Here is a 15958-nt window from a genome sequence, read left to right on the forward strand (position 1 = left end):
TGATATATGGAGATTTTTTTTTGAACATTATCACAAATACAGTTAAAAAAATCGGTTACAAGAAAGTTTGGGTGTACATCATCATTGCCCTTTGTTTTGTCGCTTCCGTTTTCTTTGTGACTCACAATTATTCTTTCTATGAAGGCCCTATAGCCAAAGTCATCAAGACAAATCTGGAAAGTACAACGGAAATGGATGATATGTATCTCAATGAAGATCGGCTATTTACACAGAGTATCGTAGCCCAATTGCAAAATGGAGAAGAAAAAGGGCAGCTTATTACGTTAAAGAATGAATATTCCTCATCTGGTGCCTATGATCAAGAATACAAAGTTGGAAATGATTTATTCGTTTCGATCGACGCAAAAGATGGAGAGGGCCCGGAATTAGCCGGAACGATTAAAGATGTCAAACGTGATAAATATGTGGTGATTGTGGCATGGGTGTTTATTTTTACCCTCCTGATCGTTGGTAAAAAGCAGGGGCTGCTTTCCGTTATAAGTTTGGTGGTCAATGCCGTTTTGTTGTCCTATGCCCTGGACTTTTATATGAGTACATCAGGCATCAGCCTGGTCTGGATATGCGGCATAGCGATCATTCTATTTACGGTTCTTTCCCTCTTACTCGTTAACGGTTTTAATGAAAAGACATACGCAGCCATCATTGCGACGCTCCTAGGGACTTTTTCCTCGTTGTTCATTACCTATCTTGCTATGTGGGTAACGGGAGAAAGTGGCCTCCGATATGAAGAAATGCAATTTCTCACCAGGCCTTATAAAATGGTGTTTTATGCAGGCTTGTTTATCGGATCTTTAGGAGCTGTGATGGATATAGGGATTACCATGTCTTCTTCGATCTTTGGGTTGTATGAAAAGAATAATGACATATCCGTAAAAGCCCTGAAAGCCTCTGGATTGGAAATAGGGAAAGATATTATGGGAACCATGACGAATATTTTGTTTTTTGCCTACATAAGCGGTTCCATCCCCGTGATTCTTTTGTATTTGAAGAATGCTTCCACGTTGGGATTCACCCTTTCCATGAACCTATCATTAGAATTGGCCCGTGCCCTTGCCGGGGGGATTGGCATCGTGTTAACGATTCCGATAGGTTTATATATTTCGATCTATTTCGTTAATCGAAGGAAGGGAAGAACATGAATGTATTGGTATTACTAGCAAGCATATTATTTATCTTGATGATCTCGATCGGTGGTAAAAAAGGAGCACGTTCATTTTTTGCTTTATTCTTGAACTTTGGTGTGTTGCTTTTTGCCATCTTCTTTATGAAAAATCCACATAATGATCCGTATATCGTCACATTGATTGCATGTACGGTGATTAGTTATATCACGTTGTTCTTTATTAATGAAGTAAACAGTACGACCAAGACAGCCTTCGTTTCTACGCTCATCACGATTGTCATCGTCCTCTTTTTTATCGTCGTGGTGACGGAACGTGCGATGATCCAGGGGTTTGGTGAAGAAGAAATTGAAGAGCTTAGCATCTTTTCCCTTTATATAGGTGTGGACTTTTTGAAGGTAGGCGTTTCAGTCATTATCATGAGTACGATTGGCGCCATTATCGACACAGCCATGGCCATTTCGTCTCCCATGCGGGAAATGTTTCTCCACCATCCATCCAGCACCAGGAAAGATTTATTTAAATTTGGAATGAGCATTGGGAGGGACATCCTGGGAACCAGTACGAATACATTGTTCTTTGCTTTCTTTGGTGGCTATCTGGCATTGCTTATCTGGTTTAAGGACTTAGCTTATTCTGTTGGAGAAATCGTCAATTCGAAAATATTCAGTGCTGAAATGATCACGATATTTTGTGCGGGAACGGGTGTAGCCCTTGTGATTCCTATTACAGCATTGATAACGGCTTACTACTTAGTGAAAAAAAGGGGGAAGGTAAAGGTCGTGTAGTTTCCTAGGGTCCTAATGAAAAACGAATAGAGTGGAGAAGGCCGCCAATCTCAACGGGTGGCCTTTTTGCTGTTGTGACGGCTCCAGAAAGGGCATATGACAATCCTTATTCATCATACCTATAGAAAAAAAGATGAAAGTATGTGATTGGTTGACTACAAAAAAACAACATCAAATTGTATTCTATAGCATCAAAGGATCATCCATCAAAAACTTTTTAATCATCGATCTCATAACGGGTACTGGGATTTTTTACGCGGTCAAAATTATTTCTGCCAGCGTAATAATGGGGATGGTAGGAAGTGTCATTGGAACGGAGGGCATCAAATGGGTACCTAAACTTTGGAGAAACAAGTGAACTCATCCAAAGGGAAGGGATAAACACGACTGTTTAAAATAACCGTTTCTTCCCTTTTTGTCATAAATTGTCCCTATATTGCGAAATATGCGATAGAATGGTTGCTGTATAAGGATGAATATAGGGAGACTTTGTGAAAAAAGATAGAATTTTTACATTCAATCTATCGGAATAGTAAAATAATCCTCACTTTTTCCGAACTTTATCCGATATAAGGAGCAGACGAGATTTTATATGAATGGGTGAGTATGATGGATATAACATCGGTTGTAGGTATAGTTCTTGGTATAGTGGCTATTTTAGTGGGAATGGTTCTGAAAGGCGTAAGCGTAACGGCGCTGATTAACCCGGCAGCTATCATGATTATCATTGTGGGAACAGTGGCTGCGGTTGTAACGGCTTTTCCTTTATCTGAATTGAAAAGATTGCCAAAAATATTGAAGATCCTTTTCCTTGAACAAAAGCTGACAAAGCCTGAAGAATTGATTAAAACCTTTTCCGAATGGGCGGTCATCGCCAGGAAAGAAGGGTTATTGGCCTTGGAAACCATATCGGATCAGGTGGATAACACCTTTTTGAAAAATGGGTTGAACCTTGCAGTGGAAGGTCAGAGTGCTGATTATATTCGAGATATATTGGCTGAAGAAATAGAGGCAATGGAAGAACGTCACCACAGTGGAGCGGCCATCTTTAGCCAGGCAGGCACCTATGCCCCGACGCTTGGCGTGTTGGGTGCTGTTATCGGGCTGATTGCGGCATTGGGTAACATGGCTGATAGCGAGGCATTGGGGCATGCGATATCTGCCGCTTTCGTTGCGACCCTTATGGGGATTTACACAGGATATGTGTTATGGCATCCCTTTGCGAATAAGCTGAAACGGAAATCGCAACAGGAAGTCCGCATCAAGGAAATGATGATTGAAGGGATTTTGTCGATCATCGAAGGAGAAGCGCCAAGGACGATTGAACAAAAACTAACATCTTATTTGCCTGCTGGAGATCGTAAAAAGTGGTTAGAAGGCGATGTGAGAGAAGATGGCTAGGCGGAAAAAGAAACAAAAGCATGACGAACATATTGATGAATCTTGGTTGGTCCCCTATGCGGATATATTGACGCTGCTTCTGGCTCTTTTCATCGTTCTATTTGCATCAAGTTCGGTGGATGCAGTCAAATTCCAACAATTGTCCAATGTGTTTAACCAAGTGTTCACGAGCGGAACGGGATTCATGGAATACCCGAGTGACTCCCCCAGTAATAATCCCACGTCCCCTGAACAAATGACAGGGATTAAAGGGACGAAGGGGCAGGGTAAGAGCGAGGAACAACAACTTATGGAAGTACAGAAACGGGTTAATGCCTATATTCAGGAAAATGATTTAGTGGACGAGCTTGATACGAACCTTACGGATGAAGGCATGTTGATTTCCATCAGGGATAATGTGCTGTTCGAATCGGGAGTATCGGAAGTGAGAATTGAAGATCGCAGGATTGCCAAGGAGATTTCGAGTCTGCTTGTTATGGACTTGCCTCGGGGCATTGTCATAAGCGGCCACACCGACAATGTTCCCATCAAGACGTATCGCTATGATTCGAATTGGGATTTAAGCGTCATGCGTGCAGTGAACTTCATGAAGCTGCTTCTTGAGAATACGAACTTGGATCCTGAAATGTTCAGTGCTAAAGGCTACGGGGAATTTAAGCCGGTCGCATCCAATAAGACGGCACAAGGCCGGGCTAAAAATCGACGGGTTGAGATTTTGATCGTTCCACGTACCCCGATAAATGAGTGAGAACCTGTCTGGAATGGACAGGTTTTTCTTTACGAAGGAGTTTTTATGGAAAGAGAATTTACTAATGTGATGGAAGAAATCGTAGTCGCTTGGGTCCAGATACTAATGGCCGGTACGGATTATCAAACATTTTGTCCATGTAATAAATGCAAGAATGATATCATCACCATTTCGTTGAACGCCCTTCCCACTTATTATGTAACGACGGATGAAGGGCGGAGGATCGTATTCGAGAGGTTGAATACAGAAGAAAACCGGAAATGGATCAACAAGAGAATTATCAGTGCGATTCATGTGGTGGGCAAATACCCGAAGCACCAACTATAGACGACAACATGTGATAAGAGATCAGGACTCTTATCTTTTTTTATTTAAAAGGATTATAGTAGTACATGCTACTGAAGGGGTGCTTTTGTAAAAACAAGTTTTAAGAAGCAAGCATTCGATAGGGACTACCATGGGAGACTTCTATGAAGAGGGCAATTTATGTGTTTAATCCTGTCCAATCAGGGAATATAAATAAAGTAAGTTCATTCGATCAAAATTGAGGAGATGAATTTTTTTATGAGTAAGAAAATAGCATGTGTAGTAACTGATATGGTTGAGGATTCAGAGTATAGTGAACCGGTCAAAGCTTTTAAAGAAGCGGGTCACACGGTAACGGCGATTGAGATGGAAAAAGGTAAAACGGTTAAAGGGAAACAAGGTGACGTTGAAATCACAATCGATGAAAGCATAGATTCTGTGAAAGCGGAAGACTTTGATGCGTTGCTTATCCCAGGTGGATTTTCACCGGATATTCTACGGGCGGACGAACGCTTTGTAACATTCACCAAGGCATTCATGGATGCCAAGAAACCCGTGTTTGCCATCTGTCATGGACCACAGCTGTTAATTACGGCTAAAGCCCTTGAAGGACGCCATGCAACAGGGTATACATCCATCAAGGTGGATATGGAATATGCAGGTGCAACATACTTGGACAAAGAAGTCGTCGTGTGCGGCGACCAACTTGTTACAAGTAGGACACCTGAGGATCTTCCAGCGTTCAATCGGGAATCACTCAAGTTATTAAAATAATAAAAAAATCCTGGCAGCCGTCAGGATTTTTTTATTTATAAGGTTTTTGGATTCATATACTTCTATCTTTGCAGTAAAATAAAAGAAGAATGAAAAAAGGAAGTGTAACGATTGATCGTAATAAAGTCTGAACGTGAAATTCAAGCGATGCATGAATCAGGGAAGATTTTAGCTGCTTGTCATAGGGAAATTGCAAAACTAATCGCACCAGGTGTGACAACATGGGAAATCGAAGAATTCGTGGAAGGATTCTTGAAGAAACATGGCGCCAAACCTGAACAAAAGGGCTACAAGGGATATGAATACGCGACATGTGCAAGCATCAACGAAGAAATCTGTCATGGTTTTCCCCGCAAAAAGCCATTGAAGAATGGAGATATCGTCACCATTGATATGGTCGTGAATTATAATGGGGCACTTTCGGATTCAGCCTGGACGTATACAGTCGGCAAGGTTTCCAAAGAAACGGAACATTTAGTGGAGGTAACGAAGGAATCCCTATATAAGGCCATTGAAGTATCTATCGCTGGTAATCGTATTGGGGACATTGGGCATGCCATCCAATCTTATGTGGAGGCGGAAGGTTTCTCTGTCGTCCGTGATTTTATCGGCCACGGAATTGGGAATGTTATACACGAAGAACCGCAAGTTCCTCATTATGGGTTGCCTCATAAAGGTCCACGCCTTAAGGAAGGCATGGTCTTCACGATTGAACCGATGGTGAACGTAGGTACATATAAGGCTACTCGAGATCCGAATGGATGGACGGCTTCGACTGCCGATGGGAAGTACTCGGCACAATTCGAGCACACGATTGCCATCACAAAGAATGGCCCGCTAATTTTGACGGAACAATAAGCAATAAAGGCAAGAGGCACCCTTCATTATAGGATGCCTCTTGCCTTTATTCGCGTTTTTTTACCTGCTTGATGAACCATTCAGCAAAACGTTCGGAATCCAGTGGGAACACGGGAACCTCTGCCAAGCTTGTTGCTTGTTCAAGGCAGGCGGGCCAAGCCACCACGGCCTGAATATTGGTGAGCTGTTTCAGTAATGAAAAGTCCTCTTCCTCTTTAACGAGGATGACCTTAGGAAAGTCCTCCCGCTTATATCCCTCAATCAAAATCACGTCGGGGTGGAAAATCTCCAATAAGTGAAGCAACTCCGGGAGCGTGGCCCCAGATTTGAAATTCCCCAGCAACTCAATGGAACCGTCTCCTTCCACGAGTGAAGCAGCCGCTCCAGCCTGAAAGTGCTTAGTGGAGTCTTTCTCACCTGTATTGTCCGGCTTGCCACCATGGCCATGATGCTTCAAGACGGCCGTCTCCAGATTTTCTATCCGAAGCTCTTGAATCAGTTTGGTAATGAACGTCGTTTTCCCTCTATTTTGGTAACCGACTACTTGAAATAGGAACGGTCTCACCAAGGCCAGATTGATCCTTCTTGATCATCAAGAAGCAGGACATCCACGCTATCCCCCGTTTTAAATCCGCGTGTTCCGCCAGGGAGTACCGTAAGCGAATTCGCCCCAGCTAGGCTTGTGGTGATATTCGATTTATCGACGCCGCTAGGGACGACACGAAGCTGTCCGTTTTCATAATACATGCGTGTACGAAGGAGGCGGGAGAATGGGTTGGCCTTCAGGAAATCTTCAGCCAGCACAGCTTGTTCCTTCCGTAAATGCGGTTGTCCGGAAAACAGCATGGTACGGATGATTGGCCGGGCAAACAATTCAAAACCGACATAGCTTGCAGATGGATTACCGGATAAGCCGAATAAAAACTTGTTCTCGTGAACGGCTACCGTCGTCACGCTACCAGGACGCATGGCTACTTTATTGAATAAAACGTCAGCACCGAGCTTCTTATAGATGTCAGGAAGAAGGTCAAAATCTCCGACAGACACGCCGCCTGTTGTGATAAGGAGGTCGACTTCTTCCAAGGCAGTGGAAATGGCCTCGTAGCTTATGTCAAACTCGTCCTTGAGCTTCCCGTAGAAACGGACTTCCCCACCTGCTCTTTGGATTTGGGCGGAGATGGCATGAGAGTTACTATTCCGGATTTTTCCAGGTTGCAAGGGTTCATTGACATCAAGCAGTTCAGATCCAGTCGCGAATAGGCCCACGACGGGCTTCTTCGCAACAGGAACTTCGGCATACCCGAAAGTAGCAAGCAACCCGATGATGCCAGGATTGATCATCGTGCCTTTTTTGACTAGGATATCGCCTTTCTTCGCGTCTTCCCCTTTAATGGACACGTTTTCGCCATGCTTCAGAGAACGTTTGAAAGAAATATATTTCTTTCCGTCTTTTTCAAATTCTTTCGTTAGCTCGAGCATGATGACGGCGTCACATTCCGTCGGCATCTGGGCGCCGGTCATGATGCGGGCCACTTGGTTTTTCTGTACAGGAATGGTCGAGACCATTCCGGCGGCCAACTCTTCAATGACCTCGAACTCCAGCGGATTATCTAGGGATCCTTCGGCTGTATCCGCGGAACGTAGTGCAAATCCATCATAAGGTGAGCGGTTGAAGTGGGGAACATCATTTGTGGCGACAATATCCTGCGCCAAATAGCGGTAGTGGCAGTCCTCAAGAGGGACCATCTCCATTTGTCCTTCCAATGCATGTTTCATGATCTTATCTAGCGCTTCACTCAGCTTGATGGGTGTTCTTCTTTCTACCATACTTATCGCTCCTATCTGAAATCGTTACTATGTATTGTTATTCAAGTATAGCAAAAAAATAAAAAAATCCTCACAAGGAAGGGAGGATTTCAAAGATTTATTTATTGCGTAATTTTCCAAGTTCTTCTGCAATGGCTTCCATTTCACGGACACTGAAATTTGTTTTCTTCATGACCAAAGTATAAATATCATGAAGTTCTTCATACATTTCGATATCGAAATGGGTGGATTTTATCGCACCAAAGTTCATTACTCTTAATTTGTCCTTTATTGCTTCGACCATGTACTCGACGCTCTCTGCCGTATTTTGTGATAAATCCAATTCTATCATCCTTCCACACATTTCTAAATTATTTTTATCTTTGCATGATTGCCCTTATAAGTCAATGGGAATTCATGCAGATATATCTTGTGACTTCCTGCTTGGAAACGTTTTAAAGCGCTCTGGTTTGGGAAAAGATAAAAAAACTAGGTAGTAAAATAGTATAATGGAAATATACATTAATTAAAATATGCCAAGGAGGAGAATATATGAGCACTGGACGAGAAGAATATAGGAGCGAAAAGAAAAGTAAGTTTATGCAAGCTGTTTTGATTGGGGCTTTGGCCGGTGCCGCGGTAAGTCTTTTTGATAAAAACACAAGAAAAACGGTGATCTCCAATAGTAAAAATGGTTTGACATGCATGAAGGAAATGATTCAGAACCCTTCTAACTTGTTAACGCAAGTACAGGAAACATCTTCGGAATTCCGTTCCACTGTCGAGAAGATTTCCAATGACGTCTCCTTCATTTCGAAAAGGGTCGAGGAAATGAAGAATATTCCCTCACAGGTTGCCAATGTCGTCATGGAAACGAAGGAAGCTTTTACTTCGGAAGATATGCACACGACGGCTGGTAAACAAGATTCAGAAAGACGGAATCCTTTAAATTAGAATTGAGGTGAAGGGATGGCCAATAAAAAGGAATGGCTGAAATGGTCTTTCTATAGAAAGTTTATCAAGCAACTTCAGATAGATGAGGTAACGGGGCTTGCTGCCCAGCTATCCTTTTACTTTTTACTTTCCCTGTTTCCCTTACTTATTTTCCTTTTTACTTTATTGGCCTACCTGCCGTTTACTCAGGAGGATATTCTGAATCTGGTACGTTCTTACACGCCTGATGATTCCATGACGATCATCGAGGATACTTTGGGTGATGTGATGCAAACAAATGGCACGTTATTGTCGTTTGGTGTCATCGGGACGATTTGGTCGGCTTCTAACGGGATGAATGCCATTATTAAAGCCTTTAACCATGCTTATAGGGTAAAAGAAAACCGCCCCTTTTATATTTCCCGGGGAATGTCGATTCTTCTCACGTTTGCGATGATTTTCGTTTTTATTGTCGCATTATTGCTTCCTGTGTTCGGAAAACAGATTGGAATCTTCTTATTCGATGGAATGGGCCTTTCTGAGGAATTTTTGTCGATTTGGAATAGCCTCCGTTGGGTGATCAGTACGATCGTATTATTCATTGTGTTCACCATGTTGTATTGGCTGGCGCCAAACAAGCGGTTGAAATGTTTGACGGTCCTTCCAGGTTCCATTTTCACCACGGCTGGCTGGGCACTCGTTTCGTTGCTGTTTTCTTACTATGTAGAGAACTTCGGCAACTATACAGCTACATATGGCAGCCTTGGAGGCATCATCGTCCTGATGATCTGGTTTTACTTATCCGGGCTCATCATCATCGTCGGCGGAGAAATCAATGCTTTCCTCAGTAAAAAGGATCCAGGTTGTGATTGAACGTCCTTGAACCATTTAGGCGGCGAATCCGACGTTCATCTGGATATTTTGACTTTGGACGGGATAATCCGACGGTGAGCATGAATAATTCGACATTCAGAAGAATAATCCGACATTCAACCACATACGGCAATAGTTACCGGACTAGCTCAAGAACCTTCGACACACACTAATGATGAACACATCTTGTAAGTGGGGAGGGTTCATTCATGAGTAAGAAAGGGAAGCATAAAGGCAAAAAAGGGAACCACAAAACGTCAGGTTCCGCTAATGGAAAGAATGGCTATCACTAACTAGTTACAGGATACAAAACAAAAAAAGGAAGCCTTCGTCGGGCTTCCTTTTCTTTAGTTCCTTAGTAACCGTAAGCTGTTTAGGATGACGAGAATCGTACTTCCTTCATGACCGATGACGCCAAATGGTAGATCAAGGAATTGCAGGAAGTTGGATAAAATCAGAATCATGATGACCGAAATCGAGAAAATCACGTTCTGTTTGATGATTCGATTCATTTTCTTCGATAACTTAACGGCTTCCGCAATACGCGGAAGGTCATTCTTCATTAGTACGACATCTGCCGTTTCCAAGGCAACGTCGGTTCCTTCACCCATGGCGATCCCGACAGAAGCGGTAGCTAGTGCAGGTGCATCATTGATTCCATCTCCGACCATCGCAACTGTGCCGTATTGTTCTTTAAGTTTTTTCACTTCATTTACTTTCGTTTCAGGCAGGCATTCCGCAATATAATCATCGATATGGCTTTCGGAGGCAATCGCTTTTGCCGTATTGTGACTATCGCCAGTCAGCATGATGGTATGGATGCCTTCTTCTTTCAAGGCTTCGATTGCTTTAATCGTTTCTTCACGGACCACGTCTTTCAATGTAAGGATGCCGGCAATCCCTTTATCATCACGTGCATACACAACGGTCTTTCCTTGTTCAGCCAGTGTCAGCGCAATACCATTCTGGAATCGTTCAGCTTCATTACGGCCGACGAAATCGGCTTTTCCGACTTGCCAAAGGACCCCGTTGAAATAGGCTTGCACGCCGTTACCAGAGATATCTTCCATGTCCTCGGGTTTGATGATTTCTCTTTCAATCTTCGTTTTAGCATAGCGGACAATGGAAGTCGCCAATGGATGGTTCGAATAATTTTCAACCGATGCAATATGGAATAGGAATTCTTCTTCGTTCAAATCTTCACGGATGATGACATCCGTCACTTCAGGTTTTCCTTTCGTCAAGGTACCCGTTTTATCCAAGGCGATGGCCTTCAGGTTACCTAAGTTCTCCAGGTGAACGCCACCTTTAAACAAGATGCCATGACGTGCGCCATTCGAAATGGCGGAAAGTGTGGCCGGCATGATAGAGGCGACCAGGGCACAAGGTGATGCGACAACAAGTAAGATCATGGCCCGGTAAAAGGTTTCGGTCCAGCTCCAACCGAGTGCGAAATGAGGAACGAACATCATCAAGGCTACGATGGTTAAGACGATTTTTACATATTTCCCTTCAAATTGTTCGATGAATAGTTGGGAAGGGGACTTTTCACTTTGGGCCGATTGAACAAGCGTAATGATTTTTTGAAAGAGCGTTTCGCTTGTTGGCTTCGTAATCTCCACATTGATCGTTCCACGCAGGTTCACGGTTCCGGCGAATACCTCATCGTCGATGGATTTACTGACGGGGATGGATTCACCTGTGATGGCTGCTTCATCGAGATTCGTACGCCCATCCGTGATTTTTCCGTCTGATGGCACTCTTTCACCTGGTTTAACCAAAATGGTATCGCCGACCGTCAAGTCAGAAATGGCCACGATTTCTTCATATCCATTCGTGATGCGGAGTGCTTCTTCCGGCTGCAGGTCCATGAGGGCCGAGATTTCCTTATGGCTTTTATTCATGGTGTAGGTTTCAAGCGCCCCGCTTAAGGCGAAGATGAAGATGAGAATCGCGCCTTCTGTCCAGTAGCCAATGATGGCGGATCCGATGGCTGCAAAGATCATCAACATTTCCACGTTCAGTTCTTTATCCGCGATGGTATCTTCAATGCCTTCCTTTGCTTTTGCATATCCACCGATCACAAAGGAGGCCAAATAGATGATGATGGATGGTGTTTCCATTCCGTTTTTAGATAACAGCCAACCTACCAGGATCAATACACCGCTTAGTAGGGCGGCAATCAGTTCAAGATGTGGCTTTGTTTTCTCGAGCCAAGAGGTGTTGCATTCAGTTGGCTGGGTCAATTGTTTAGTGTCTGTTGTCATTATGTTCCTCCTGTAATCTTCTCTCTATTGTTCGTAACTGATATTAATTATCATTTATAGGATATCTAATTGAGAAAGATAATCAGCGTCATCTTTCGGGTCGATATTTAGGGTCAATCAATGAATTGGTGATGAAATCAACGTTTTTTAAGCGTTTTTTATCATCTATTTCGTATGGTAGTATTATCTTAACACATATATTAGGAAAAAATAAAGAAGAATGATTCTAATCTAGGAAAAAATATAAATAAACAGTAAAGCTAATTTTAGGATATGTAAAGAGAATGAACCTGAATAATATAAGAGGGAATCAAGATACTACAAAACAATTAGATCCCGGTGGCAGACTGTTTTTCTTTGAAAAACATCAGCGCAAAGAAGATGAGCACTAGCATGATGCTGATTAGATAGAAAAAGCTTCCGCCTGGTAAGTGTTCGATGGCCAATCCACCGAAGTAGGGACCGGCGATGCTGCCCACGCTATAGAAAATGCTGCATAATAAATTTCCGGCCGGCATAAGATGGCGAGGCAGGATATCAGCCATATAGCTGATGCCAAGAGAGAACGTCGATCCTACCATCATTCCTCCCAACAAAAAACAGAAGAAGAGGCCGCTGACCAAAGGAGTAAGAAGCCCAGCCGCAGTAAAGATAAGGGACCCGGAAAAAATAATGACCAGCAAGATGTTCCTCCGACCGAAGCGATCACTCAACATACCCAAGGGAATCTGTGTGAGCAATGTACCGGCCGAGAAAGCAGGAATGATAATCGCTACGGCGGTCAGACTAATGCCGGAACGCAATGCAAAGACTGGAAAGTTGCTATTAAGAGATGCTTCAAGCACGCCAAAGGTGAATGGCAGTAAGAAGGCAACCCAGGCGATCCGGCTCACTTTCCAAAATCGCTTGAGCGTATCGAGGAAAGAGGTACTTTCGGTATCATCGTGTTCGGGAATTTCGTTCTTAATCAGGAAAACGGACATCCACGTAAGCAGGCTAAGAATGGAAGTGATGATGAAGGGCAAGGCTTGATTCACATCAAGCAACTTCGTCATAAGCGGTCCAATCATGAAGCCAAGGCTGAAAAATAAACCGTATATCGCGATATTCCTGCCCCTTTTCGCCAGGGGCGAAATGGCCGTTATCCATGTTTGGGTCGCAAAGTGTAACGTATGATCGCCGATTCCAATGAAAAATCGCAATATAAACCAAAACCAGAACGATTTCCAAAGCGGAAATAAGGCAAGCGAGAGAATGACCGTCAATCCACCAAACAAAATCAATGGTTTATAACCGAATCTACGGAGAGGCGCTTCCATAAAAGGTGAAATTAAAAGGATTCCAATATACAGGGAAGCGGCATGCAGTCCATTTAAAGAGGAGCTGAGTCCATCATGTTCGAAAATGACGGCGATGATCGGAAGAAGCATACCTTGTGAGAAACCGGATATGCCGACCATGAAGATTAATACAGGAATAAGCAGTTTTTGATTCATATTTTTCGTCTCCTATTTTATGTATACTAGTTGATGTTACATGGAAAGAAGAGGATTAAGCAATAGAAAATCGGGTAAATATGGACATGAAGAGGATTTAGAAAAAATTTATCTTTTTCATTTAAATAAAGAAATGTATGATTACTTTTGTTACATAATAAAATGGACATGAGAAGTGAGGGGAAGTTTCTTGGATAAAATATTTTTGGGGCTCGTCGTATTAGGGGTGCCTCTATCGTTCATTGGGTCTTTTCTCCATTGGCCTAGCGTCGTGATGTTCATCGTCTATTGCTTAACGATCATCGCGCTTGCAGGATTCATGGGCCGGGCGACAGAAAGCCTGGCGATTGTGATGGGACCGAGGATTGGCGGTTTACTGAACGCAACCTTTGGTAACGCCGTCGAGTTGATCATTTCGATCTTCTCATTAAAGGCTGGGTTGATTGGCGTCGTATTAGCATCTTTGACAGGATCGGTTTTAGGAAATTTATTGCTGGTCGCTGGACTATCTTTCTTTATCGGTGGGACGAAATACAAGCGTCAGAAATTCAATGTATTTGATGCGAGGCATAACGCAGGATTATTGATTTTTGCCGTCGTTGTCGCTTTTGTTATTCCTGAAGTGTTCTCTCAGAATATGAACGAAACAAGCACGATGTCGTTAAGTGTCGGGATTTCCGTTATTTTAATTTTATTATACTTAGCTGCCCTATTCTTTAAATTGGTGACACACCGCGGTGTATACCAACCAGCGGAAAAAAGAGAAGGGGAAGAACCCCATGAGGAAGAAGTTCCGGAATGGAGCAAGAAAAAGGCAATCATGGTTCTTGCCTTGGCCACCGTTGCAGTTGCTTTCGTATCGGAAAAACTGGTTCATACCTTCAGTGAAGTCGGGGAAACCTTCGGATGGACTGAATTATTCATCGGGGTCATTATCGTGGCCATCGTAGGAAATGCGGCTGAGCATGCATCCGCCGTCATCATGGCCTACAAAAACAAAATGGATGTTGCCGTCGAGATCGCCGTCGGTTCGACCTTGCAGGTAGCGATGTTCGTCGCACCGGTTCTTGTGTTGATCTCGTTAATGTTCTCAACGAATATGCCACTTGTCTTCACCTTGCCAGAGTTGATTTCAATGGTGACCGCTGTTCTCTTGATGATCATGATTTCGAATGATGGAGAGACGAACTGGTTTGAAGGGCTTACCCTATTGGCCGCTTATTTCATAATGGGAATTGGGTTTTATCTATTATAAACGTGGAAGGTCTTCCGTATCGGGAGGCCTTTTATTCATAAAAAGGCATACAAAAATGACTCTGCTGTGATTGAGACGTAGCAGAGTCATTTTTATAAAGGTATAGTACAATCCATAGATTCATCCAAAATCTTTCATCATGCTTCTGTTAAAGTAAAAAGATACTTCTGTTAAAGTTGTGAAATATTCTAGAGTGTTACACCGTCCTTTCGCATAGTGAATTTAAGTAGTGGCGAATACGTTTTCTGTCATCCTTTTAAAGGGCATCGTAGATTGAATCGATAAGCATACCTCCTGAATGGTATTAGGTATGAACGTTTTCGCCTCCTTTTTATAAGGTAGGTTAAGTATACTCCATCTTTAAAGAAAAGTAAATATTCAGAACTTTACAAATATGTTACAAAATAGACTTCCACCCACCATGTATAGAATGTTGAATAGAAACAAAATCTATAAACAAAAGATGGAACCCTTTAAAGGAGACGACAGCATGAGACGACTTATTCTTATCACATTGATTACAGTAGTGGCTTTCATTCAGACGAATGCAGGAGCGGAAGACAAACAAACTCGGAACAAGGTGAATATCCCGCCTTCCGTTTTAAATGTCGCCAAGGAAAATACGTATCCGAACCCGACTCAAGATCTGCCAATGCTTCAGGCAAGCAAATTTGCCCAACAATTGATTGATTCATCGGATATAAAAATTGAAAATCCAGAACTCATTCATATGCTGAATGAATCAGCGATAGCGAAAGCGCCACTTGCCTTTGGATATAGAGCGACGATTTACCTTGGCCATTGGGCATTGAATTATGAATCGTTGGAGACATCCCCTAATTGGGAGTATCAAAAGATCAACATGAACTACTATGATAATCGCGGCGGCGAGGTTCCATACCGGATCCGCTATGTCCAAGAAAGTCAAAAGGAAGTGACCGGGGGCTTGACCGCGAAAATTCCAAAGGCTGAAGATGTCCAGAAAATGATGCTGCTAAAAGCAACGGAAAAGACGAATTTGCCACTCGCTTTTAAAACCATCATCGGAGCCGGGACAAAAAAGGATGAAGTATACAATATTGCTTCCAACCGGATTGGTTATTTATCCAGCTATGCATCTGCCGTCAATGAAAAAGGGAAGGTCACCTATGGGGAAGTGTATCTGAACTTGAGGGGGAATAAGCGCACGATTGTGATTAAAAACATCACCTCGCAAGGCATCGGTGCATGGATACCCGTTCAGGACCACGTATCCTTCAGCTTTACGGTTACACAACAGCCAAGATAAAAAAAACTCGCCGGTTTGGCGAG

17 protein-coding genes are annotated in these 15958 nt (G+C 43.0%); 12 read left to right on the forward strand and 5 right to left on the reverse strand.

Annotated features, from left to right (window positions below; genetic code table 11):
- Positions 1-20: 20 nt before the first annotated feature.
- From ACQKIC_RS04980 to map, 8 genes are all read left to right on the forward strand, one after another.
- Positions 21-1160 (forward strand): YibE/F family protein, encoded by a 1140-nt coding sequence (locus tag ACQKIC_RS04980; protein ID WP_427591598.1) that lies wholly within the window; start codon positions 21-23, stop codon positions 1158-1160.
- Positions 1157-1930, forward strand: a complete 774-nt coding sequence (locus ACQKIC_RS04985) for a YibE/F family protein (RefSeq protein ID WP_427591597.1) — start codon at positions 1157-1159, stop codon at positions 1928-1930. The genes ACQKIC_RS04980 and ACQKIC_RS04985 overlap by 4 nt, the downstream gene beginning before the upstream one ends.
- Before the next feature lie 151 nt (positions 1931-2081).
- Positions 2082-2288: a hypothetical protein gene (locus tag ACQKIC_RS04990; RefSeq protein WP_402989133.1), complete on the forward strand. Its 207-nt coding sequence runs from the start codon at positions 2082-2084 to the stop codon at positions 2286-2288.
- A gap of 251 nt (positions 2289-2539) precedes the next feature.
- On the forward strand, positions 2540-3331 hold the full coding sequence (motA, locus tag ACQKIC_RS04995; RefSeq protein ID WP_402871803.1) for a flagellar motor stator protein MotA: 792 nt from the start codon (positions 2540-2542) through the stop codon (positions 3329-3331).
- Positions 3324-4079, forward strand: coding sequence for a flagellar motor protein MotB (motB, locus tag ACQKIC_RS05000; protein WP_402958915.1), 756 nt, complete (start codon positions 3324-3326; stop codon positions 4077-4079). Before motA ends, motB begins: the two co-directional genes overlap by 8 nt.
- 45 nt (positions 4080-4124) lie before the next feature.
- Positions 4125-4406, forward strand: coding sequence for a late competence development ComFB family protein (locus tag ACQKIC_RS05005; RefSeq protein WP_402871797.1), 282 nt, complete (start codon positions 4125-4127; stop codon positions 4404-4406).
- Between the two features lie 237 nt (positions 4407-4643).
- Positions 4644-5159 carry a type 1 glutamine amidotransferase domain-containing protein gene (locus tag ACQKIC_RS05010; RefSeq protein ID WP_427591596.1) on the forward strand — a complete coding sequence of 172 codons (516 nt, stop codon included), beginning with the start codon at positions 4644-4646 and terminating at the stop codon, positions 5157-5159.
- Positions 5160-5270: 111 nt separating this feature from the next.
- Positions 5271-6017, forward strand: a complete 747-nt coding sequence (map, locus tag ACQKIC_RS05015; RefSeq protein ID WP_427591595.1) for a type I methionyl aminopeptidase — start codon at positions 5271-5273, stop codon at positions 6015-6017.
- 46 nt (positions 6018-6063) lie between these two features.
- Here map and mobB read toward each other — a convergent pair whose 3' ends face one another.
- From mobB to ACQKIC_RS05030, 3 genes are all read right to left on the reverse strand, one after another.
- Positions 6064-6582, reverse strand: a complete 519-nt coding sequence (gene mobB, locus ACQKIC_RS05020; RefSeq protein WP_427591663.1) for a molybdopterin-guanine dinucleotide biosynthesis protein B — start codon at positions 6580-6582, stop codon at positions 6064-6066.
- Positions 6579-7844 (reverse strand): molybdopterin molybdotransferase MoeA, encoded by a 1266-nt coding sequence (locus tag ACQKIC_RS05025; RefSeq protein ID WP_402871788.1) that lies wholly within the window; start codon positions 7842-7844, stop codon positions 6579-6581. Before ACQKIC_RS05025 ends, mobB begins: the two co-directional genes overlap by 4 nt.
- Before the next feature lie 97 nt (positions 7845-7941).
- The gene (locus ACQKIC_RS05030) at positions 7942-8166 is read right to left on the reverse strand and encodes a DUF1128 domain-containing protein (protein ID WP_402871786.1); all 225 of its coding nucleotides are present in this window, start codon (positions 8164-8166) and stop codon (positions 7942-7944) included.
- Positions 8167-8375: 209 nt separating this feature from the next.
- Between ACQKIC_RS05030 and ACQKIC_RS05035 the strand changes: the two genes are divergently transcribed.
- Positions 8376-8777 carry a YtxH domain-containing protein gene (locus tag ACQKIC_RS05035; RefSeq protein WP_427591594.1) on the forward strand — a complete coding sequence of 134 codons (402 nt, stop codon included), beginning with the start codon at positions 8376-8378 and terminating at the stop codon, positions 8775-8777.
- A 15-nt stretch (positions 8778-8792) separates the two neighbouring features.
- Positions 8793-9629: a YihY/virulence factor BrkB family protein gene (locus ACQKIC_RS05040; RefSeq protein WP_402871780.1), complete on the forward strand. Its 837-nt coding sequence runs from the start codon at positions 8793-8795 to the stop codon at positions 9627-9629.
- Between the two features lie 347 nt (positions 9630-9976).
- Here the strand turns inward: ACQKIC_RS05040 and ACQKIC_RS05045 are convergent, their stop codons facing one another.
- Positions 9977-11896 carry a heavy metal translocating P-type ATPase gene (locus ACQKIC_RS05045; protein ID WP_427591593.1) on the reverse strand — a complete coding sequence of 640 codons (1920 nt, stop codon included), beginning with the start codon at positions 11894-11896 and terminating at the stop codon, positions 9977-9979.
- 329 nt (positions 11897-12225) lie between these two features.
- Complete coding sequence (locus ACQKIC_RS05050) at positions 12226-13392, reverse strand: MFS transporter (RefSeq protein WP_402989121.1); 1167 nt, start codon at positions 13390-13392, stop codon at positions 12226-12228.
- A gap of 190 nt (positions 13393-13582) precedes the next feature.
- On the opposite strand from ACQKIC_RS05050, the gene cax reads away from it, so the two are divergent.
- Positions 13583-14647 (forward strand): calcium/proton exchanger, encoded by a 1065-nt coding sequence (gene cax, locus ACQKIC_RS05055; protein WP_402871770.1) that lies wholly within the window; start codon positions 13583-13585, stop codon positions 14645-14647.
- Between the two features lie 490 nt (positions 14648-15137).
- Entirely contained in the window at positions 15138-15935 is a 798-nt protein-coding gene (locus ACQKIC_RS05060; protein WP_427591592.1) for a YfkD family protein, read from the forward strand.
- Positions 15936-15958 lie beyond the last annotated feature (23 nt).

The organism is Peribacillus sp. NPDC046944, assembly GCF_050272735.1.
GTDB lineage: Bacteria > Bacillota > Bacilli > Bacillales > DSM-1321 > Peribacillus.